Origin of the sequence: Pantoea sp. B_9 (genome assembly GCF_008632015.1) — a bacterium.
Classification (GTDB): Bacteria; Pseudomonadota; Gammaproteobacteria; order Enterobacterales; family Enterobacteriaceae; genus Pantoea; species Pantoea dispersa.
Genome location: NZ_VWVL01000002.1, coordinates 462063 through 481121 on the forward strand (window position 1 = coordinate 462063; position 19059 = coordinate 481121).

Sequence of the window (19059 nt, forward strand, 5' to 3'; positions counted from 1 at the left end):
CTTGCTTCCCTTCAGGATCGGATGTGACGGGCGGATCTGGTCGCCATAAATGGCGCCCCTACGGTGTGTCAGCGGCCCATTTTACAGGGCTGGCATTGATGCGCACCGGCAGTGCGCACCTTAAAAATTGATCCAGGCTATGAGAAACATCTGCAGCTTACCGGGACGCTGGCGGATCGCGATCACATTTTTTATCATGTCCGCAACCTTGCCTGCTCCGGAGAACACCGTGCCTTCCCATTTCGACATGCTGCTGGCGGTGTTTGACCGCGCCGCGCTGATGCTGATCTGCCTGTTCTTCCTGACCCGCACCCGCGTATTTCGTCAGCTACTGCAAAAAGATGAACACTCTATCGGCGAAAAAGCCGTGGTGACCGCCATCTTCTCGCTGTTTGCGCTGTTCAGCACCTGGTCCGGCATCAACGTTGACGGCTCACTGCTCAACGTCCGGGTGATTGCGGTCATGGCGGGCGGCATTCTGTTCGGGCCGTGGGTCGGCATTGCAACCGGCGTGATTGCCGGCGTGCACCGCTTCCTGATTGATATCGACGGCATCACCTCGGTGCCCTGTCTGATTACCAGCATCATCGCCGGTATCGCCGCCGGTGCCATCAACTGCTTCGTCAGCAAAGAGCAGCGCTGGCGCGCCGGCATCCTCGGCGGCATGCTGTGTGAAAGCCTGACCATGCTGCTGATCGTGCTGTGGGCGAAACCGATGTCACTTGGTTTAACCATCGTGTCGGAAATTGCGCTGCCGATGATTCTCGGCGCGTCGAGCATTGGTTTGATTGTGCTGCTGGTGCAGAGCGTCGAAGGGGAAAAGGAGGCGATTGCCGCGCGTCAGGCCAAGCTGGCGCTGGAGATTGCCAACAAAACCCTGCCGCTGTTTCGTCAGGTTAATAGCGACTCGCTGCGCAAAGTGTGCGCCATCATTCGCAGCGACATCCATGCCGATGCGGTGGCGATCACTAACACCAAACAGATTCTGGCTTACGTTGGCTACGGCGAGCAGAACTACCACAACGGCGACGACGGCATCAGTCCGACCACCGCGCAGGCGATCGCCAGCGGTAAAATTATCATTAAGAATAATGATGAGGCACACCGCACCAAAGACATTCACTCAATGCTGGTGATTCCCCTTTGGGAAAAAGGGGAAGTGACCGGCACGCTGAAAATCTACTATCGCCGCGCGCATCGCATTACCGGTTCGCTGAAAGAGATGGCGGTCGGTCTGTCGCAAATCATCTCAACGCAGCTGGAAGTCTCGCGTGCCGAGCAGTTACGCGAGATGGCCAATAAAGCGGAACTGCGCGCGCTGCAAAGCAAAATCAACCCGCACTTCCTGTTTAACGCGCTCAATGCCATCTCCTCATCGATTCGCCTGAACCCGGACACGGCGCGCCAGCTGGTGATTAATCTGTCGCGCTACCTGCGTTACAACCTGGAACTCAACGACGATGAACCCATCGACATCAAAAAAGAGCTGTGGCAGGTGAAAGATTACATCGCCATTGAGCAGGCGCGGTTTGGCGACAAGCTGTCGATGATTTACGACATCGATGAGGATCTGCACTTTTCGCTGCCCAGCCTGCTGATCCAGCCGCTGGTGGAGAATGCCATCGTGCACGGTATTCAGCCCTGCCGTGGCAAAGGCGTGGTCACGCTAAGCGTGAAAGATCTGGGCGACCGCGTGCGCGTAGCGGTGCGCGATACCGGTGCCGGCATCAGCGAAGAGGTGGTCAGCCGGGTGGCGCGCAACGAAATGCCGGGCAACAAAATTGGCCTGCTGAATGTGCATCACCGGGTGAAACTGCTGTCCGGCCACGGCTTAACCATCACCCGTCATCAGCCCGGTACGGAAATCGCCTTTACCCTCAGCAAAAGTGGTCAGCGGCTGTCCGGCCCGCTCACCCCGTTAGCGGAAACCTCAGCGTGAAAGCCATTATTGTCGAAGACGAATTCCTGGCGCAGCAGGAGCTAAGCTGGATGATCCAGCAGCATAGCCAGATCAGCATCGAAGCCTGCTTTGATGATGGGCTGGAAGTGCTGAAGTATCTGCAGACTCATCGGGTGGACGTGATTTTTCTCGATATCAACATCCCGTCACTGGACGGCATGTTGCTGGCGCAGAACATCAACCAGTTTATCCATAAGCCGCTGATTGTGTTTATCACCGCGTGGAAAGAGCACGCGGTCGAGGCCTTCGAACTGCAGGCGTTTGACTACATCCTCAAGCCGTATCACGAGTCGCGCATCATCACCATGCTGAACAAGCTGGAGGCCAGCGCGCAACAGCAGCAGGCGCAGCAGCACAATCCGGCAGCCAGCGCGCCGCAAACGGTGAATTTAGTTAAAGATGAGCGCATTATCGTGACCGATATCAACGATATCTATTACGTTGAAGCGCATGAGAAGCTGACGTTTGTCTACACGCGGCGCGAAGCCTATGTGATGTCGATGGCGATAAGCGAGTTTTGCAGCCGTTTGCCTGAGTCGATGTTCTTTCGCTGCCACCGTTCCTACTGCGTTAATCTGAGCAAGATTGGCGAGATCGAACCGTGGTTTAACAACACCTATCTGGTGAAGCTGCGCGATATGGATGCGCAGGTGCCGGTGAGTCGCAGCAAGGTGAAGGCGTTTCGCCAGCTGATGCATCTTTGAAGGCGAACGGCACGGGAAGCCGTTCGCCCGTCAGATTACAGCACGCGCCCCAGCGCCTGGCGCAGATGGGCACCGGCGCCAAGCAGGCCCGGCTGGTCGTGAGTAATCATGTAGACCGGGATATCAACGAGGTAATCGCGGAAGCGGCCTTTGTCTTCAAACGCCGCACGGAAGCCGGACGCTTTAAAGAACTCGAGGAAGCGCGGCACGATGCCACCGGCAATGTAGACGCCGCCAAAGGTGCCGAGGTTCAGCGCGAGGTTGCCGCCAAACCGTCCCATGATGACGCAGAACAGCGTCAGCGCGCGGCGGCAGTCAATGCAGCTGTCCTGCAGTGCCCGCTCGGTGACATCTTTTGGCTTGAGGTTTTCCGGCTCGCGCTGATCGGATTTCACAATCGCGCGATACAGATTAACCAGTCCGGAACCCGACAGCACGCGCTCGGCAGAAACGTGACCCAGTTCGGCGCGCAGCACTTCGAGAATCGCATCCTCTTCTTCACTGTTTGGCGCGAAGTCAACGTGACCGCCCTCACCCGGCAGGCTGACCCAGCGCTTATCAACGTGCACCAGATGGCTGACGCCGAGCCCGGTGCCAGCACCGTAAATGGCAATTGGTTTATCCTGCACCGGCGATTTGCCGCCGAACTGCAGGACGTCCTGCGCCGTCAGCATCGGAATCGCCATGGAAACCGCGGTGAAATCGTTAATGATTTCCAGCGTAGTAAAGCCCAGACTTTCCTTCATCTGACGCGTTGAGAAGGCCCAGTCATGGTTGGTCATCTCCACCCAGTCGCCGGTGATCGGACAGGCGATGGCGATGCAGCCGTCGGTAATGTCCTGTTTTTGCTCATCCAGATAGTGACTGATAACTGCTTCAAGGTTGTCGTAGTCTGATGTTGAGAATGTTTTGGCCTGGGAGATGGCGCCGGTCTCCACCTCACACAAGGCGAGACGAGCGTTAGTGCCGCCCACATCGCCGACCAGGGCGTATTTTGTCATTCTTCTGCTGCTCCGCTTGGGTCATAAACAAGTGCAGGACACTATAAAAGCCTGCCAATAAAACAACAACGCTCACCTTGCACGATGAGCGTTGGTCATTCAGTGCGACGCACAGCCTGACTGTCGCCAGCCCAACTGTACAGAGGCAACTGTCCTAAACTTTGTGGCTATTTCGCTGGTGCAGCGCCGCCGTGACGGTGCGCAGCAGCGGCGGCAAATCCTGTTTCTCCATCACCACTTCAATCAGTGACAGGCAACGCGCCTGGCTGAGCAGCGCCATCACGGCGTCGAGCTGCGCCGTTTCACTGATGCGCCAGCTCTGAGCCGCACAATTCAGGCTCATCGCCTGCGGCAGCGCGGTCCAGTTCCACTGCGCGATGTCGTTGTAGCGCTGTTCCGCTCCATGGATCGCGCGTTCGACAGTGTATCCCTCATTATTCAGCAGAAAAATGATCGGGCTTAAGCCGTCGCGCTGGATCGATCCCAGTTCCTGAATGGTCAGCTGCGCCGATCCATCGCCGATGATCAGAATGACGCGGCGGTCGGGCTGCGCCGTCTGGGCACCAAAGGTGGCGGGTAAAGTATAGCCAATGGAACCCCATAAAGGTTGAACCAGCAGCTGCGCATCATGCGGTAAACGCAGCGCGGCAGCGCCAAACGCCGCCGTGCCCTGATCGGCAAGGATAATATCACCGGGCTGCAGGAAACGCTGCATCGCTTGCCAGAAAGCCTGCTGACTGATTACGGCGGCAGCAGCGGGCGGTGCATCGTCCGGCATGTCGGCCACGCCCGTGGCCCAGTGCGCGCAGTGGCGCTGATAAACCGGCAGCAGCGCGGCCAGCGCCTGCGCCATGCTCAGCGGTGCGAAGGTTTCTCCGGCGACGCTGGCATGAAACGGCTGCAGATCAATCACCCGCTGCGCCGACAGCTGCTGGGTAAACCCGGCGGTCAGGGTGTCGGTAAAACGCACGCCGACGCACAGGGTGACATCGGTGTCTTCAATTGCCGCGCGCACGGTTTCGCGGCTGCCGCTGGCGGCGTAGGTGCCGACGAAGCCCGGTTGCTGCTCATCCAGCACGCCCTTGCCCATTAGTAGCGTGGCAGCCGGAATGGCGCGCAGCGCACGCAGCTCAGCCAGCGGTGCCTGCAGCTGCCAGCGGGCAGCGAGAAAATCGGCCAGCAGCGCCACGCGCTGCGCCGGTGCCAGCAGGCGCTCCGCCGCTGCGGCAAACGCCTGCGCCACGTCGCGGTTTTCAGTTGGTGCCGGGCTGGCGCTGGCTGACGGCAGCGTTACCATGGCGGCGGCGACATCCACCGCCAGCAGCAGATAGCCCGGACGGTGCTGCTGCAGCGCGCCAGCGATGACCCGATCAATTTCAGCCACGGCGTTGTCGGCGCTCAGCACCGCGCTGGCGGTACTGACTTCCTGGGCCATGCGCAGAAAATGACCGAAATCGCCGTCGCCGAGCGAATGATGCACGCAGTCGCCCTGCTGCTGGGCGTGGCTGGCTGGAGCGCCGACGATGTGAATCACCGGCACATATTCGGCGTAACTGCCGGCGATGCCGTTAATCGCGCTGAGTTCACCGACGCCAAAGGTGGTCAGCAGCGCGGCCGCGCCGTTGCAGCGACCGTAACCATCGGCCGCATAGGCGGCATTGAGTTCATTAGCGCAGCCGACCCAGGTAATACCGGGATGGTCAATGACGCTGTCGAGAAATTGCAGGTTGTAGTCGCCGGGTACGCCGAACAGATGGCGGATACCCGCCTGGTGCAAACGATGCAGTAAATAGTCGCCAACGTTAAGAGTGTTCATCGACCGCTCCTGTGAGGGGGAATGATCAGGAGTATTAGCGATGTGGCTGAACTGGCGAGATTTTCGCCATCATCGCGCTGTCATGCATGGCAAGCATTCGTTACGACGACAGAAAATTCTGTAAGTTGCGATCTTTGCCGCGTTACGGCGCAGTGTAAACGCATACACTGCTATGCTGATGCCACTTTCTCCCACCTGAGACAGGAACGCTGCATGAGTACTTTTCCCCACGCCGAACGTTATCACCAGATGCAGTATCGCCGCAGCGGCCGCAGCGGCCTGAAGCTGCCGGCGATTTCGCTGGGTCTATGGCACAACTTTGGCGACAGCACGCGCGTCGACAACAGCCGCGCGCTGCTGCGTCACGCGTTCGATCGCGGTATAACCCATTTTGATCTGGCCAATAACTACGGGCCGCCGCCCGGTTCTGCGGAGAGCAACTTTGGCCGCATTCTGCGCGAAGATTTTCACGGCCTGCGCGACGAGCTGGTGATCTCCACCAAAGCGGGTTATACCATGTGGGACGGTCCGTACGGCGACTGGGGCTCACGCAAGTACCTGATTTCCAGCCTCGATCAAAGCCTGAAGCGCATGGGGCTGGAGTACGTGGATATCTTTTACCATCATCGTCCGGATCCGGAAACGCCGCTGGAAGAGACCATGCGCGCGCTCGATCAGGTGGTGCGTCAGGGTAAAGCGCTATACGCGGCGATTTCGAACTACCCGGCGGATAAAGCCGCCGCCGCTATCGCCATGCTGCGCGATCTCGGCACCCCCTGCCTGATCCACCAGCCGCGCTATTCGATGTTCGAACGCACGCCGGAACAGGGTCTGCTGGACGTGCTGGGTGACAATGGCGTCGGCTGTATTGCTTTCTCGCCGCTGGCCGGTGGCGTGCTGACCGACCGCTATCTGCAGGGCATTCCGCAGGATTCGCGCATCGCCAGCGGCAGCAAATTCCTCAACGAAAACCAGCTGACGCCAGAGAAGATGGCGAAAGTGCAGCAGCTGCAGGCGCTGGCGCAGCAGCGCGGTCAAAAGCTGGCGCAAATGGCGCTGCGCTGGGTGCTGCGCGACACGCGCGTCACGTCGGTGCTGATTGGTGCCAGTAAAACCGCGCAGATTGATGATGCCGTCGACATGCTGAGCCAGCCTGAATTAACGGCGGACGAGATCGCCGCCATTGAGCAAATTCTGGTGTAACCGTTTACCCGCCCGGACTTTTCCGGGCGCTGTCCTTAGCAGAAAACGCTGCGCAACCTTTCGCTGGCACTTTTTCAGACTAAATCTCAAGGCGTGTCTGGTCCGATATGGCACACTAGCGCCACGGTAGCCTCGATGCTATCGATGAGGAGAAAGTATGAAACGTGCAATTTTGTTTGCCGCTTTGCTGGCAACGTTATCCCCTCTGGCGCTGCACACAGCTGAAGCCAGTAGCGCTACCATCAATCTGGCCCCTGGCGTCACGCTGCATCTCGGCGATCGCGATCGTCGCGGCTACTACTGGGACGGCGGTCGCTGGCGTGAACCGCGCTGGTGGCACGATCGCTATCAGTACAACGATCATCGCTGGTGGCGTCACGAAGAGTGGAAACGCCATCGAGCCTGGGAGCGTGAACGTGAGCGCCGCTGGCACGAGCGCGAACGTCGCGAACACTGGCGTCACGATCACCGACACGACCGCCACGACCGCCACGACCGCCACGACCATCATCACCATTAAAAAAATCCCGGCGCAGACGCAGCCGGGATTTTTTTATTCAGTTATTCGCTTACCAGCCGAGCGCTTCGCCCACCAGCAGATAGATATTCAGCGCCACCACCAGCACCACAATCAGACGCCCGGCATTTTGCATCAGGCGTGAGTTCACCAGTTCATCGCCCATGATGTCACGGTTACCGGTGAACGACAGCAGCGGAATCAGCGCCAGCGCAATACCGAAGCTCAGCAGCACCTGGCTCATCACCAGAATGCGCGTCGGATCCCAGCCCGCCCAGATAACAATAAAGGACGGCAGCATGGTAATGGTGCGACGGAACCACAGCGGAATGTGGAAGCGGATAAAGCCCTGCATCACCACCTGGCCGGCCAGCGTGCCCACCACGGTAGAAGAGAGACCAGCCGCTACCAGACTCAGCCCGAACACAATCGCCGCCGCGTGACCCAGCAGCGGCTGCAGCGTCAGATAGGCCTGGTCGAGATCGACAATGCTGGTGTGACCGCTAAAGTGAAACGCGGCCGCTGCGGTGGCCATCATCGCCAGGTTAACGAAACCGGCGATGGTCATGGCGATCGCCACGTCGAGCTTGGTGGAGGAGTAGCGCTCCGCCTTGCTGCCTTTATTACCGTACTGCGTCAGCGCCGAGTGCAGATAAATGACGTGCGGCATAATGGTCGCGCCCAGCACGCCAGCCGCGAGGAATACCGCGTCCGAAGTGGGCAGGCTCGGCAGCGCCATGCCCACCACCAGATCGCTGACGCGCGGCTGCGAGAAGAACAGCTCAACGATATAAGCGGCGGCGACAAACAGCAGCAGCCCGCCAATCACCAGCTCCAGCGGCTTCTGTCCACGGTTCTGCAGCATCAGAATCAGGAACGTGGCGATACCGGTTAACACCGCGCCCTGCAGCAGCGAGATGCCGAGCAGCAGCTTAAAGCCGAGCGCAGCCCCGATGAATTCCGCCAGATCGGTGGCCATGGCGATGATCTCCGCCTGTACCCAGTAGAACCACACCGCCGGGCGCGGGAAGCGATCGCGAATATGCTCGGCGAGGTTTTTACCGGTGGCAATGCCCAGCTTGGCGGACATCAGCTGGATCAGCATCGCCATGATGTTGGCCCATACCACCACCCACAGCAGTTTGTAGCCGTACGCGGCCCCCGCCTGGATGTTGGTGGCAAAGTTGCCGGGATCGATATAACCAATGGCCGCGATGAAGGCCGGTCCCAGCAGCGCGAGCTTGATCTTTCTGGCTCCGCGAGCGGCGCGCTCGGCGGTGCGACTTTCTGACATAGTTTTGACCCTGTCCTAACGCTTGTCTGACCCATCCAGCTTAAGGGGCATTCAAGGCAAGTGAAATTTGGTTATAGTTATCGCATTGATAGATGGTGCTATAAAGTATAGCCATTGCTATACCACAAGGTAAAGTTAGCGCTTGCTAAAAATTATGCAACAGGTTTCACTCTACTCCCGGGTCAAATTATAGACAATCTCTTTGTGGATATTTCTTGTGATCGATTTGTAAACAGGTTGTGAGCGGTGAGACTAATCTGAGAAATAAAGCGATACCGAATACTTATATTGTGGTTTTGATCTCGTTTTTAAGTAACGCGTTACATAGAATACGCAGCAAAATACAACCCTCCTCAAATTTGGAGCCGATATGTCCCATATTTTGCACTTCCTTTTAGCATTGGTGGTGGTAGCCGTGCTGGCGTTACTCGTCAGTCACGATCGTAAGAGTATCCGGATTCGCTATATCGTTCAGCTGCTGGTGATTGAAGTGCTGCTGGCATGGTTCTTCCTTAACTCCGAAGCAGGCCTTGGCTTTGTTAAAGGTTTCGCCGGGCTGTTTGATCATCTGCTCAAATATGCAGCAGAGGGTACGAATTTCGTGTTCGGTAACATGAACGAGAAAGGGCTGGCCTTCTTCTTCCTCAATGTTTTGTGCCCTATCGTCTTCATCTCGGCCCTGATCGGTATTTTGCAGCATTTCCGCATCCTGCCGTGGGTGATTCGCGCTATCGGTACCGTGCTGTCGAAAATCAACGGCATGGGCAAACTGGAATCCTTTAACGCCGTCAGCTCTCTGATTCTGGGACAGTCAGAAAACTTTATCGCCTATAAGGATATCCTCGGCAAAATGTCACAGCGCCGCATGTACACCATGGCAGCCACCGCGATGTCAACAGTGTCGATGTCGATAGTGGGCGCCTATATGACGATGCTGCAGCCAAAGTACGTGGTGGCCGCGCTGGTGCTCAACATGTTCAGTACCTTTATCGTGCTGTCGCTGATTAACCCGTACCGCGTGGAAAGCGAAGAAGACCTGCAACTGCAGGATCTGCATAAAGGTCAGAGCTTCTTTGAGATGCTGGGTGAATACATTCTGGCCGGTTTCAAGGTGGCGATTATCGTTGCGGCGATGCTGATTGGCTTTATCGCCCTGATCTCCGGCCTCAACGCGCTGTTTGATACCATCTTCGGCATCAGCTTCCAGGGCGTGCTGGGCTATGTGTTCTATCCGTTTGCCTGGGTAATGGGCGTGCCATCCAGCGAAGCGCTGCAGGTGGGCAGCATCATGGCGACCAAGCTGGTTTCTAACGAGTTCGTTGCAATGATGGACCTGCAGAAAATCGCCGGTCAGCTGTCGCCGCATGCGGAAGGCATTCTGTCGGTGTTCCTGGTCTCCTTCGCCAACTTCTCTTCCATCGGCATTGTCGCAGGCGCGATCAAAGGTCTGCATGAAGAGCAGGGTAACGTGGTATCACGTTTCGGCCTGAAACTGCTGTACGGCTCGACGCTGGTGAGCGTGCTCTCCGCCGCTATCGCTGGTCTGGTGCTGGGCTTTTGATGTACAGGGCGGGCTGCGGCTCGCCCTTCTCTTCTTTTATATACCTAAGCGTTATATCCCGCGCCAGTCTGCCTGCCGCCGCGTCACGCCCTGCTTCACCGTTTCCCGCAAACCCTTTGCACAATATCGAATTTCCGTTGTTGCCGTCTGCGCCCGTAGCTTTTCCTTCTGACCTCACCTCAGGAGAATCGCATGAGCATTCAGTTCCTTGGCATGATTGGCCACCGGCTTGCCTCAGAAATCATTCCCGCATCCGGCACGTTGTTCGATAAAGATTACATTGCCCGCTTTGCCCGCGCCCATGAAGCGGCCAGTTTCGACCGCATCCTTGTCGGCTACTGGTCCGATCAACCCGATGGCTTTCTGGTCACCGCTCACGCAGCGGCGCATACCCAGAAGATTAAATTCCTGCTGGCGCACCGTCCGGGGTTTGTCGCGCCCACGCTGGCGGCCCGCAAGCTGGCTTCGCTCGACCATCTCACCGACGGCCGCCTGGCCGTGCACATTATCAGCGGCGGCAGCGACAGCGAACAGCGCCGCGACGGTGATTTTCTCAGCAAGGCTGAACGCTATGCGCGCACCGACGAATTTCTCAGCGTGCTGAAACAGAGCCTTGAATCGCCGCAGCCTTACGATCATCAGGGCCGGTTTTACCAGGCTGAGCAGGCTTTCTCTGCCATCAAACCGCTGCAACATAAGCTGCCGATCTATTTCGGCGGATCGTCACCGGAGGCGATTGACGTGGCGGCGCGGCATGCCGATGTCTTCGCGCTGTGGGGCGAACCGTTAAAAGGCGCGGCCGAGACGGTACGTAATGTGCGTGCGGCGGCGGCCGCGCAGGGGCGCCAGATTGCGTTTAACATCTCTTTCCGGCCTATTCTGGGTAACACCGAAAAAGAAGCCTGGGAGCGCGCCGAACATATCCGCGCCACCGCAGAGAAGCAGCTGGCGGAGACCGGCTATACCTTTGGTTTGCCGAAGCCGCAGAGTGTCGGTGCGCAGCGTCTGCTGGCGGCGGCGCATGAGAGCGAACGCCACGACAAAGTGCTGTGGACCGGCGTGGCAAAACTGGTGCAGGGCGGCTACAACTCCACCGCGCTGGTCGGCACGCCGGATCAGGTTTCTGAGGCGCTGCTGGATTACTATCGCCTCGGCATTCATAGCGTGCTGATCCGCGGATTTGACCCGCTGAATGACGCGGTGGAATACGGCCGTGAACTGCTGCCGCTGACGCGTGAAAAAGTGGCTGCGCTCAGCGCAACTGAAAAAAGGAGCGCCTGATGCGTCTCGTCGCTCTGTTTGCCGGTGTTGCGCTGGCCCTCGCGTCACTCCAGCCGCTGCTGGCGGCCGATAAAGTCACGCTGCGCCTTGGCGATGTTAAAGGCGATCGATTTGCCGCCCTGAAAGCCTCGGGCGAACTGAACAATCTGCCTTACGATCTTAAGCTCACCGCCTTTGACTCCGGCGCGCCGGTGCAGGAAGCGCTCAATGCCGGGGCGCTCGACGTTGGCTTTACCGGCGATTTGCCGTTTCTGTTTGTCTATGCGGCAGGCGCGCCGGTGAAAGCCGTGGGTGCCTGGCAGAATAACCCGGACAGCATCGCCCTGCTGACCCGCCCCGACGCCGGCATTCACCGGCTGCAGGATTTAAAAGGTAAGCAGATCGCGGTCAACCGCGGCGGCTGGGGACACTATCTGCTGCTTGGCTTGCTGGAGCGCGCGGGCCTGAAGCCGCAGGATGTCACGCTGCGCTTCCTCGGACCGGTGGATGGCCGCGCGGCGCTGACGTCCGGTGCGGTCGCGGCCTGGGCGCCGTGGGAGCCTTATATCGCCACCTCGACCGCCATCGACGGCACGGTGCGCGTGCCGGACGGCGGCGGTAAAGGCATTATGTCTGGTTACTCCTACGCGCTGGCCCGTAATGAAGCGTTGCAGGACGCCGGCAAGCGGGAAGCGATTGCCGACCTGCTGGCGCGACTGGCGAAGGCGCAAATCTGGGCGCAACACCATCCGCAGGAATTCGCCGGCGTGCTGAGCAAAACCCTGAATATGCCCACCGCCATTACCCGCAGCTGGATTGACGATGCGCGCATCCGCCCGCTGGTGTTTGATACGCACCTGATTGCCACGCTGCAGAAATCCGCCGACTTTTTCCATCGTTATCAGGTATTGCCAAAACAGGTCGATGTCAGCCAGGCGTTTGACTTCAGTCTGTCCGCCGCCGCTAACCGCATCGCCCAGCACGCGCCGGGAGACAAATCATGAGTGATTATCAGCACCATCGCCTGCGCACCTTCGTCGCCCGGCTGGCCACCCTGCTCGACAGCCAGCCGGACGAAGCGACCATTTTGCGGCAGGGCAGCGGCTGGCTGGCCGAACTGATTCGCCACGATGACTGGCTGGATGAGGCGTTTACCCAGCCCCATCCGCAGCACTATCAGCAATATCTGCTGTATGCCGATGCGCAGCAGCGCTTTTCCGTGGTGAGTTTTGTCTGGGGGCCGGGTCAGCAGACGCCGATTCACGATCACCGCGTCTGGGGACTGATTGGCATGCTGCGCGGCGCCGAGATTTCACAATCGTGGCAGCCGGGCCCGCACGGTTTACAGGCAGAAGGTGCGCCGGTGCGGCTTGAACCCGGCAGCGTGGAGGCGGTGTCGCCGACGGTCGGTGATATCCATCGCGTCAGCAACGCCTATGACGATCGCGTCTCTGTCAGTATCCACGTGTATGGCGCGAATATCGGCGCGGTTGAGCGCGCGGTCTACACCGCCGACGGCCACGAAAAGCGCTTTATTTCCGGCTACAGCAACCGTTATCTACCTAACATTTGGGACCTCTCACATGACTAAACCGGTTTTCCCGTTTCGCCAGGCGGCGGAACTGCTGACAGCGCTGCGTCAGCAACAGGAAGTGGCGATCATTGACGTGCGCGATGAGGCGCTGTTTGCCACCGGGCATCCGCTGTTTGCCGTCAACATTCCGCTGTCAAAGCTGGAGCTGGAGCTGCTGGACCGCATTCCCCAACGTCACACTGCCATTACGCTGTATGACAACGGCGAAGGCCTGGCGCAGACCGCCGCTGAGCGTCTCGCCGCGCTGGGTTATCAGCAGGTCACGCTACTGGCCGATGATTTAGCCGGCTGGCAGGCGGCTGGCGGCGAGCTGTTTATCGATGTCAATTCACCCAGCAAAGCGTTTGGTGAACTGGTGGAACATCATGCCCGCACGCCTTCGCTCTCCGCTGATGAGGTACAGGCACTGATTAGCGATGATGCCGACGTGGTGGTGCTGGATGCGCGGCGCTTTGATGAATATCACACCATGAGCATTCCGGGCGCCACCAGCGTACCCGGCGGCGAACTGGTGCTGCGCGTGCGCGATTTAGCCCCCTCACCGCGCACCACAGTGATTGTGAATTGCGCCGGACGCACGCGCAGCATTATTGGCACGCAGTCGCTGGTCAATGCCGGTATTCGTAATCCGGTATTCGCGCTGCGCAACGGCACCATTGGCTGGACGCTGGCCGGTCATGCGCTGGAGCATGGGCAGAGCCGCCGCTATGGCAACGCCAGCGAAACCGCGCAACGTCAGGCCGCGAGCCAGGCCCGCGCTATTGCCGATCGTGCTGGCGTGACACGCATTCCTCTGGCGACGCTGACGCGCTGGCAGCAGGAAGCACGCACCACCTACCTGTTTGACGTGCGTGATGCCGAAGAGTACGCCGCCGGTCATCTGCCGGGCAGCCGCCACGTGGCGGGCGGCCAGCTGGTACAGGAGACCGATCATTACGCCAGCGTGCGCGGTGCGCGTATCGTGCTGGTGGATGATGATGGTGTCCGCGCCAATATGACCGGCTCCTGGCTGGCGCAGCTTGGCTGGCAGGTGGCGGTACTTGACGCGTTGCAGGCCAGCGATTTCAGCGCTGTCGGTAGCTGGCAGCCGCAGGTCGCGCCGGTTGCTGCGCCGGAATCGATCTCCCCCGCGCAGTTGGTCAAGTGGCTGGCGGCTGGCGACACGCAGGTGCTGGATTTCACCACGCTCGCCAATTACCGCAACAGCCATATTCCCGGGGCGGCCTGGCTGCTGCGCTCCACCCTGCAGCAGCAGGGCAAGGCATTACTGCCCGATGCAGGCCGCTATGTGCTGACCTGCGGCAGCAGTCTGCTGGCCAGCTATGCCGTGGAGCAAATTGCCACGCTGACCGGCAAACCAGTGCGGGTGCTGGCGGGAGGCAATGCAGCCTGGCGTGCCGCCGGTCTGCCCACCGAACAGGGCGAGCAGCGCCTGCTCTCGCCGCCCATCGATCGTTATCGCCGCCCATACGAAGGCACCGATATTGAACCGGACGTGATGCAGGCCTATCTCGACTGGGAATATGGTCTGGTGGCGCAACTGGATCGCGACGGTACCCACGGTTTTCGCGTGCTTCAGCTGCAGCCACAGGCCGTAACGGTTTAACACGGAAAGGCGCTGCAGGTCAGCGCCATTGCGCGCAGCCAGTTGGCGAATGCAACGTTACACTGCGCAAACAGCAGTATTATTATCGGGTTGTGAATACGTTTGTTCTGAACGAACAGAGAATTGGTGGAGATAAGCGGGATCGAACCGCTGACCTCTTGCATGCCATGCAAGCGCTCTCCCAGCTGAGCTATACCCCCACATCTGGAATTCGTTTTTTCAGTGCAAACCGTTGGGAGCGGTTTGGTGGAGCTAAGCGGGATCGAACCGCTGACCTCTTGCATGCCATGCAAGCGCTCTCCCAGCTGAGCTATAGCCCCGTACCGAAAAAACCGCCGAGTTACCTCGACGGACGGCATAATATGAGACCGCTGTTTGAGTGTCAACGGCAAATTCTCGTTCTGCGTGCGATCGCTGAAAAAGGCGGCAACCCTGTGTCGCCGTGGCTTTTTTTTCAGCGCAGCGTGTGCTCGTCATTCCTACCCTCAGCCGTTATCTCAACGCCGCCTCAACGGTGCACCACGCCGAGGTTAACTTTAGGTTAAAGATGTTAGCGTCAGGCTTGTTTTCGTTAATGGTGCGTGTAAAACTTAGCGCGCTAATTAACCGGTTAGCCGTCCAGGGTATTCACTCGCTAACCGGCCAGCACGTCCTCCTTGTTTAATAAAAGAAAAGTGAACTATGTCGCTGCATACACCTAAAGAGATCGCGCAACTGGCGATTCAGGCCGGCGTGGCTAAAAGCCGTCTGCCGGTTTCCACCTTATTAATTCTTGGCTTTATGGCTGGCGCGTTTATCGCCACCGGCTTCCTGCTCGATCTGCACGTTATTAACCAGCTGCCTGCTGAATGGGGCTCGTTTGCCGGCTTCCTCGGTGCGGCGGTATTCCCGGTCGGACTGATTCTGACCGTGCTGGCGGGTGGCGAACTGCTGACCGGCAACATGATGACGCTGCCCATTGCCTGGTTCGCGCGCCGCATTAGCGGTTTCAGCGTGCTGCGTAACTGGTTTTGGGTCACCATCGCCAATTTTATTGGCAGCGTTGCGGTAGCATGGTTCTTCGGCCATCTGCTCGGCATGACCGAAGGCGACTATCTGAAGAAAACCGTGGCGATCGCGCATGCCAAAGTGAACGCAGATTTTATGCACGCGTTCATCTCCGGCATCGGCTGCAACTGGCTGGTGTGCCTGGCGGTGTGGCTGGCCTTCGCCAGTAAAGATATGGTCGGCAAAATCTTCGGCATGTGGTTCCCGGTGATGGCCTTCGTGGCAATCGGTTTCCAGCACGTGGTGGCCAACATGTTTATCGTGCCTGCCGCAATTTTTGCCGGTCAGATGAGCTGGGCAGAATTTGCACCTAACGTGGTTGCGGTATTTTTAGGCAATGGTGTGGGCGGTGCGATCTTTGTCGGCCTCACCTATTTCCTCGCCTTCCGTCCGGCACAGGCGGCGGTCAGCGAAGCGCAGTAAACCGATTTTGCCTTTTGTCGCACAGCAAAAGGCATTTTCTGCCTTGATTACTTTTCCCCGTAACGTTTTGTTGTAATATGTAGAGCTAATGTATTTAACAGGGACAGCATCGTGAAAAAGGAATGGCTCACTCCCGAAGAGCTCGCGCTGGAAACGGGCTACAGTCGGCAGACGGTGAATAAATGGATCAAGCGTGAAAACTGGACGACCACGCCCAAGCCCGGTGTACAGGGCGGTAAGGCGCGATTAATCCACATTGATGAGCGTGTCAAAAGCTTCATTCAGTCCACCCGCCATGCAAACGAACCGGCGGCGAATTACGGCGCTCAGCAAAATACGTTACCAGCGTTATTAATAAATTCTGTCCAGCAAATGACGGCCACCGAACAGGAACAACTGGCGGCGCTGTTATTGCGGGAAGGGATCAGGGGCGTATTACAGCGGTTAGGAATCCAGGAAGAATAGAAAAGCCGGAAGCAGTGAGATGCTTCCGGCTTTTTTGTTGCCTGCCTCATCACAGCAGCCTGACAGGCCGCTGTTCAGCTCAATCAGGCCTGTGCTTCACGCTCCGCGATAAACGCCAGCGCTTTTTCGATACGCGCCACGCTGCGGCTGCGGCCGATGGCTTCCACCGTCACGTCGAGTCCAGGCGACTGGCCGGCACCGGTTACGGCAACGCGCAGCGGCATACCAACTTTGCCCATGCCGAGCTCAAGTTGATCCGCAGCAGCCTGAATGGCGTGATGCACGTTTTCCGCACTCCAGTCGCTGTCGCTGATGGCTGCCAGCTTGTCGCGTACCACTTCCAGCGGCTGACGCGCCACCGGACGCAGATGCTTTTTCGCTGCATCCGCATCAAACGCGTCAAACTCTTCATAGAAGTAGCGGCAGGACGCGGCGATTTCGACCAGCGTTTTGCAGCGCTCACCCAGCAGCGTCACCAGCTTCGCCAGCTCCGGTCCGGTGCGGGTATCGATATTCTGCTGCTCGATGTGCCACTGCAGCTGGGTCGCGACATATTCCGGCGGCAGCGTATTAATGTAATGGTGGTTGAGCCACTGCAGTTTCTCGGTGTTGAAGGCGCTGGCCGATTTGCTCACCGCATCAAGGGTGAACAGTTCAGTCATTTCCGCCACGCTGAAAATTTCCTGATCGCCATGTGACCAGCCGAGGCGCACCAGATAATTAAGCAGCGCTTCCGGCAGGTAGCCGTCGTCGCGATACTGCATGACGCCCACCGCGCCGTGACGCTTGGACAGCTTTTTACCGTCATCGCCGAGGATCATGGATACGTGCGCGTAAGATGGCACTTCCGCACCAATTGCTTTCAGGATGTTGATCTGACGCGGCGTGTTGTTGATATGGTCTTCACCACGAATAACGTGCGTGATGCCCATATCCCAGTCGTCGACCACCACACAGAAGTTGTAGGTCGGTGAACCGTCGGTACGGCGGATGATCAGATCATCCAGTTCCTGGTTGCTGAATTCGATCGGACCACGAATCTGATCGTCAAAAATTACCGAACCGTCCTGCGGGTTGCGGAAGCGCACCACGCACGGCTCATCGGCAGCATGATGTTCATGGCTGTCGCGGCAGCGGCCGTCATAACGGGGCTTCTCGCCTTTTTCCATCTGCTCTTCACGCAGCGCGTCCAGACGCTCTTTCGAGCAATAGCATTTATAAGCAGTACCGGCTTCCAGCATTTCGTCGATAACGTCGTTATAACGGTCGAAACGTTTGGTCTGGTAGTACGGGCCCTCATCCCAGTCGAGATTCAGCCAGTTCATCCCATCCATAATGGCTTCGATCGCTTCCGGCGTGGAGCGCTCCAGGTCGGTATCTTCGATACGCAGGACGAATTCGCCCTGGTTATGGCGAGCATAAAGCCATGAGTAAAGCGCAGTACGCGCACCACCGACGTGCAGGTAGCCCGTCGGGCTGGGTGCGAAGCGAGTTTTGATTTTCATTCAGCATTGCCTTAAATGCGCAGGTTTCGTTGTCTGGATGACAAAAAAACGGGTTAACGCGGAAAAACAGTGCGCATATTCTAGCAGGTGAGGCTGATTCCTCAATCACTGTCACGCTGGCGGCGCGGGCAGAAGTGCGTTTTTCTGCTAATAAAACCAGCACATTGGCTAAAAGCGCTGCATGATGTCTAAATTTAAAGCGAACGCACATTTATGTTTTAAAAAGCGTTGACTCACTTCGAAGGATCCCTATAATGCGACTCCACACAGCGGGGGTGATTAGCTCAGTTGGTAGAGCATCTCCCTTACAAGGAGGGGGTCGGCGGTTCGAGCCCGTCATCACCCACCACTCTTAATGAGATGGCCCGCAGTGAATAAGAGATAAGATATGGGTGATTAGCTCAGTTGGTAGAGCATCTCCCTTACAAGGAGGGGGTCGGCGGTTCGAGCCCGTCATCACCCACCATATCTTAGTCAGATGACACTCTTGTTAAGCAGTACCGAAGTGGGTGATTAGCTCAGTTGGTAGAGCATCTCCCTTACAAGGAGGGGGTCGGCGGTTCGAGCCCGTCATCACCCACCACTTCGGGTCGTTAGCTCAGTTGGTAGAGCAGTTGACTTTTAATCAATTGGTCGCAGGTTCGAATCCTGCACGACCCACCAAATTCAGGAAAAAGCGCTCTCAGGGCGCTTTTTTCGTTTCTGTACGCCGATGCTGAACGTGCAGGATGAGAACCTGCTGCAGGTTCGACTGAATCGCCGGGAGCGATTCAGGCTGATGCGCCAGCATCACCCGCAGGGCGAGGCCCCCGGATGGGCCGAGGCATATCCTGCACGACCCACCAAATTCAGGAAAAAGCGCCCTCAGGGCGCTTTTTTCGTTTCTTCACATCCCACTCCCCAGGCTGACAGTGAAGCTGAAACTGCATTCAACCACGGTTGCACGTTTGGTAGCGGCGCAATTTATTGCGCGATGAATCGCGCCGCTACGAATAGTGTGCGACTTGCGGTTGCCATATCTGACCGCGCTTACATTCTCAGGGCGCTTTTCCGCTTCAGCTGTGAAGGAAGAACCCGCTCTGCCTGAGGCCGTGCCCGCCCTA

Annotated in this window: 15 protein-coding genes, 6 tRNA genes and 1 other RNA gene; 16 read left to right on the forward strand and 6 right to left on the reverse strand. The window is 58.1% G+C overall.

Annotated elements, in window-relative coordinates:
* The first annotated feature begins 247 nt into the window (after window positions 1-247).
* Window positions 248-1939, forward strand: coding sequence for a sensor histidine kinase (locus F3I21_RS08990; protein ID WP_150058802.1), 1692 nt, complete (start codon window positions 248-250; stop codon window positions 1937-1939).
* The gene (locus F3I21_RS08995; protein ID WP_021508252.1) at window positions 1936-2664 is read left to right on the forward strand and encodes a LytTR family DNA-binding domain-containing protein; all 729 of its coding nucleotides are present in this window, start codon (window positions 1936-1938) and stop codon (window positions 2662-2664) included. The genes F3I21_RS08990 and F3I21_RS08995 overlap by 4 nt, the downstream gene beginning before the upstream one ends.
* A gap of 35 nt (window positions 2665-2699) precedes the next feature.
* Here the strand turns inward: F3I21_RS08995 and glk are convergent, their stop codons facing one another.
* Both glk and F3I21_RS09005 read right to left on the reverse strand, forming a co-directional pair.
* A complete protein-coding gene (gene glk / locus F3I21_RS09000) occupies window positions 2700-3665 on the reverse strand; it encodes a glucokinase (RefSeq protein ID WP_150058721.1) in 966 nt (321 codons plus the stop codon).
* Window positions 3666-3819: 154 nt separating this feature from the next.
* Complete coding sequence (locus F3I21_RS09005; protein WP_150058722.1) at window positions 3820-5481, reverse strand: alpha-keto acid decarboxylase family protein; 1662 nt, start codon at window positions 5479-5481, stop codon at window positions 3820-3822.
* A 213-nt stretch (window positions 5482-5694) separates the two neighbouring features.
* Here F3I21_RS09005 and mgrA point away from each other — a divergent pair, with 213 nt between their 5' ends.
* Together mgrA and F3I21_RS09015 are read left to right on the forward strand one after the other, a co-directional pair.
* A complete protein-coding gene (gene mgrA, locus F3I21_RS09010; RefSeq protein ID WP_021508249.1) occupies window positions 5695-6684 on the forward strand; it encodes an L-glyceraldehyde 3-phosphate reductase in 990 nt (329 codons plus the stop codon).
* A 157-nt stretch (window positions 6685-6841) separates the two neighbouring features.
* Complete coding sequence (locus F3I21_RS09015) at window positions 6842-7204, forward strand: DUF2502 domain-containing protein (protein ID WP_150058723.1); 363 nt, start codon at window positions 6842-6844, stop codon at window positions 7202-7204.
* Window positions 7205-7253: 49 nt separating this feature from the next.
* Here F3I21_RS09015 and F3I21_RS09020 read toward each other — a convergent pair whose 3' ends face one another.
* Entirely contained in the window at window positions 7254-8495 is a 1242-nt protein-coding gene (locus tag F3I21_RS09020; protein WP_021508247.1) for an Nramp family divalent metal transporter, read from the reverse strand.
* A 370-nt stretch (window positions 8496-8865) separates the two neighbouring features.
* Between F3I21_RS09020 and F3I21_RS09025 the strand changes: the two genes are divergently transcribed.
* The 5 genes from F3I21_RS09025 (at window position 8866) to F3I21_RS09045 (ending at window position 14516) form a co-directional block, all read left to right on the forward strand.
* A complete protein-coding gene (locus F3I21_RS09025; protein WP_141496629.1) occupies window positions 8866-10056 on the forward strand; it encodes a NupC/NupG family nucleoside CNT transporter in 1191 nt (396 codons plus the stop codon).
* Window positions 10057-10248: 192 nt separating this feature from the next.
* A complete protein-coding gene (locus tag F3I21_RS09030; RefSeq protein WP_150058724.1) occupies window positions 10249-11337 on the forward strand; it encodes an LLM class flavin-dependent oxidoreductase in 1089 nt (362 codons plus the stop codon).
* Entirely contained in the window at window positions 11337-12320 is a 984-nt protein-coding gene (locus tag F3I21_RS09035; RefSeq protein ID WP_150058725.1) for an ABC transporter substrate-binding protein, read from the forward strand. Before F3I21_RS09030 ends, F3I21_RS09035 begins: the two co-directional genes overlap by 1 nt.
* On the forward strand, window positions 12317-12907 hold the full coding sequence (locus F3I21_RS09040; protein ID WP_058776543.1) for a cysteine dioxygenase: 591 nt from the start codon (window positions 12317-12319) through the stop codon (window positions 12905-12907). The genes F3I21_RS09035 and F3I21_RS09040 overlap by 4 nt, the downstream gene beginning before the upstream one ends.
* Entirely contained in the window at window positions 12900-14516 is a 1617-nt protein-coding gene (locus tag F3I21_RS09045; RefSeq protein WP_150058726.1) for a rhodanese homology domain-containing protein, read from the forward strand. The genes F3I21_RS09040 and F3I21_RS09045 overlap by 8 nt, the downstream gene beginning before the upstream one ends.
* A gap of 124 nt (window positions 14517-14640) precedes the next feature.
* On the opposite strand, the gene F3I21_RS09050 is transcribed toward F3I21_RS09045, so the two are convergent.
* Window positions 14641-14716, reverse strand: a tRNA-Ala gene (locus F3I21_RS09050).
* 44 nt (window positions 14717-14760) lie between these two features.
* A tRNA-Ala gene (locus F3I21_RS09055) sits at window positions 14761-14836 on the reverse strand.
* 361 nt (window positions 14837-15197) lie between these two features.
* Here F3I21_RS09055 and F3I21_RS09060 point away from each other — a divergent pair.
* A complete protein-coding gene (locus F3I21_RS09060) occupies window positions 15198-15986 on the forward strand; it encodes a formate/nitrite transporter family protein (RefSeq protein ID WP_021508241.1) in 789 nt (262 codons plus the stop codon).
* A gap of 111 nt (window positions 15987-16097) precedes the next feature.
* Entirely contained in the window at window positions 16098-16451 is a 354-nt protein-coding gene (locus F3I21_RS09065; RefSeq protein ID WP_058758359.1) for a YfeC-like transcriptional regulator, read from the forward strand.
* Between the two features lie 83 nt (window positions 16452-16534).
* On the opposite strand, the gene gltX is transcribed toward F3I21_RS09065, so the two are convergent.
* The gene (gltX, locus tag F3I21_RS09070) at window positions 16535-17956 is read right to left on the reverse strand and encodes a glutamate--tRNA ligase (RefSeq protein WP_150058727.1); all 1422 of its coding nucleotides are present in this window, start codon (window positions 17954-17956) and stop codon (window positions 16535-16537) included.
* 273 nt (window positions 17957-18229) lie between these two features.
* On the opposite strand from gltX, the gene F3I21_RS09075 reads away from it, so the two are divergent.
* From F3I21_RS09075 to F3I21_RS09095, 5 genes are all read left to right on the forward strand, one after another.
* Window positions 18230-18305 (forward strand) — tRNA-Val (locus tag F3I21_RS09075).
* A gap of 41 nt (window positions 18306-18346) precedes the next feature.
* Window positions 18347-18422, forward strand: a tRNA-Val gene (locus tag F3I21_RS09080).
* 41 nt (window positions 18423-18463) lie between these two features.
* A tRNA-Val gene (locus tag F3I21_RS09085) sits at window positions 18464-18539 on the forward strand.
* 4 nt (window positions 18540-18543) lie between these two features.
* Window positions 18544-18619 (forward strand) — tRNA-Lys (locus F3I21_RS09090).
* Between the two features lie 44 nt (window positions 18620-18663).
* A non-coding RNA gene (locus tag F3I21_RS09095) (RtT sRNA) lies at window positions 18664-18801 on the forward strand.
* Window positions 18802-19059 lie beyond the last annotated feature (258 nt).

Coding starts and splice junctions, on each gene's coding strand:
- F3I21_RS09020 (WP_021508247.1), bottom strand. CDS start 8,495: ATGTCAGAAAGTCGCACCGCCGAGCGCGCCGCTCGCGGAGCCAGAAAG.
- F3I21_RS09060 (WP_021508241.1), top strand. CDS start 15,198: ATGTCGCTGCATACACCTAAAGAGATCGCGCAACTGGCGATTCAGGCC.
- F3I21_RS09040 (WP_058776543.1), top strand. CDS start 12,317: ATGAGTGATTATCAGCACCATCGCCTGCGCACCTTCGTCGCCCGGCTG.
- F3I21_RS09045 (WP_150058726.1), top strand. CDS start 12,900: ATGACTAAACCGGTTTTCCCGTTTCGCCAGGCGGCGGAACTGCTGACA.
- F3I21_RS09005 (WP_150058722.1), bottom strand. CDS start 5,481: ATGAACACTCTTAACGTTGGCGACTATTTACTGCATCGTTTGCACCAG.
- F3I21_RS09030 (WP_150058724.1), top strand. CDS start 10,249: ATGAGCATTCAGTTCCTTGGCATGATTGGCCACCGGCTTGCCTCAGAA.
- F3I21_RS09025 (WP_141496629.1), top strand. CDS start 8,866: ATGTCCCATATTTTGCACTTCCTTTTAGCATTGGTGGTGGTAGCCGTG.
- glk (WP_150058721.1), bottom strand. CDS start 3,665: ATGACAAAATACGCCCTGGTCGGCGATGTGGGCGGCACTAACGCTCGT.
- gltX (WP_150058727.1), bottom strand. CDS start 17,956: ATGAAAATCAAAACTCGCTTCGCACCCAGCCCGACGGGCTACCTGCAC.
- F3I21_RS08990 (WP_150058802.1), top strand. CDS start 248: ATGCTGCTGGCGGTGTTTGACCGCGCCGCGCTGATGCTGATCTGCCTG.
- F3I21_RS09035 (WP_150058725.1), top strand. CDS start 11,337: ATGCGTCTCGTCGCTCTGTTTGCCGGTGTTGCGCTGGCCCTCGCGTCA.
- mgrA (WP_021508249.1), top strand. CDS start 5,695: ATGAGTACTTTTCCCCACGCCGAACGTTATCACCAGATGCAGTATCGC.
- F3I21_RS09015 (WP_150058723.1), top strand. CDS start 6,842: ATGAAACGTGCAATTTTGTTTGCCGCTTTGCTGGCAACGTTATCCCCT.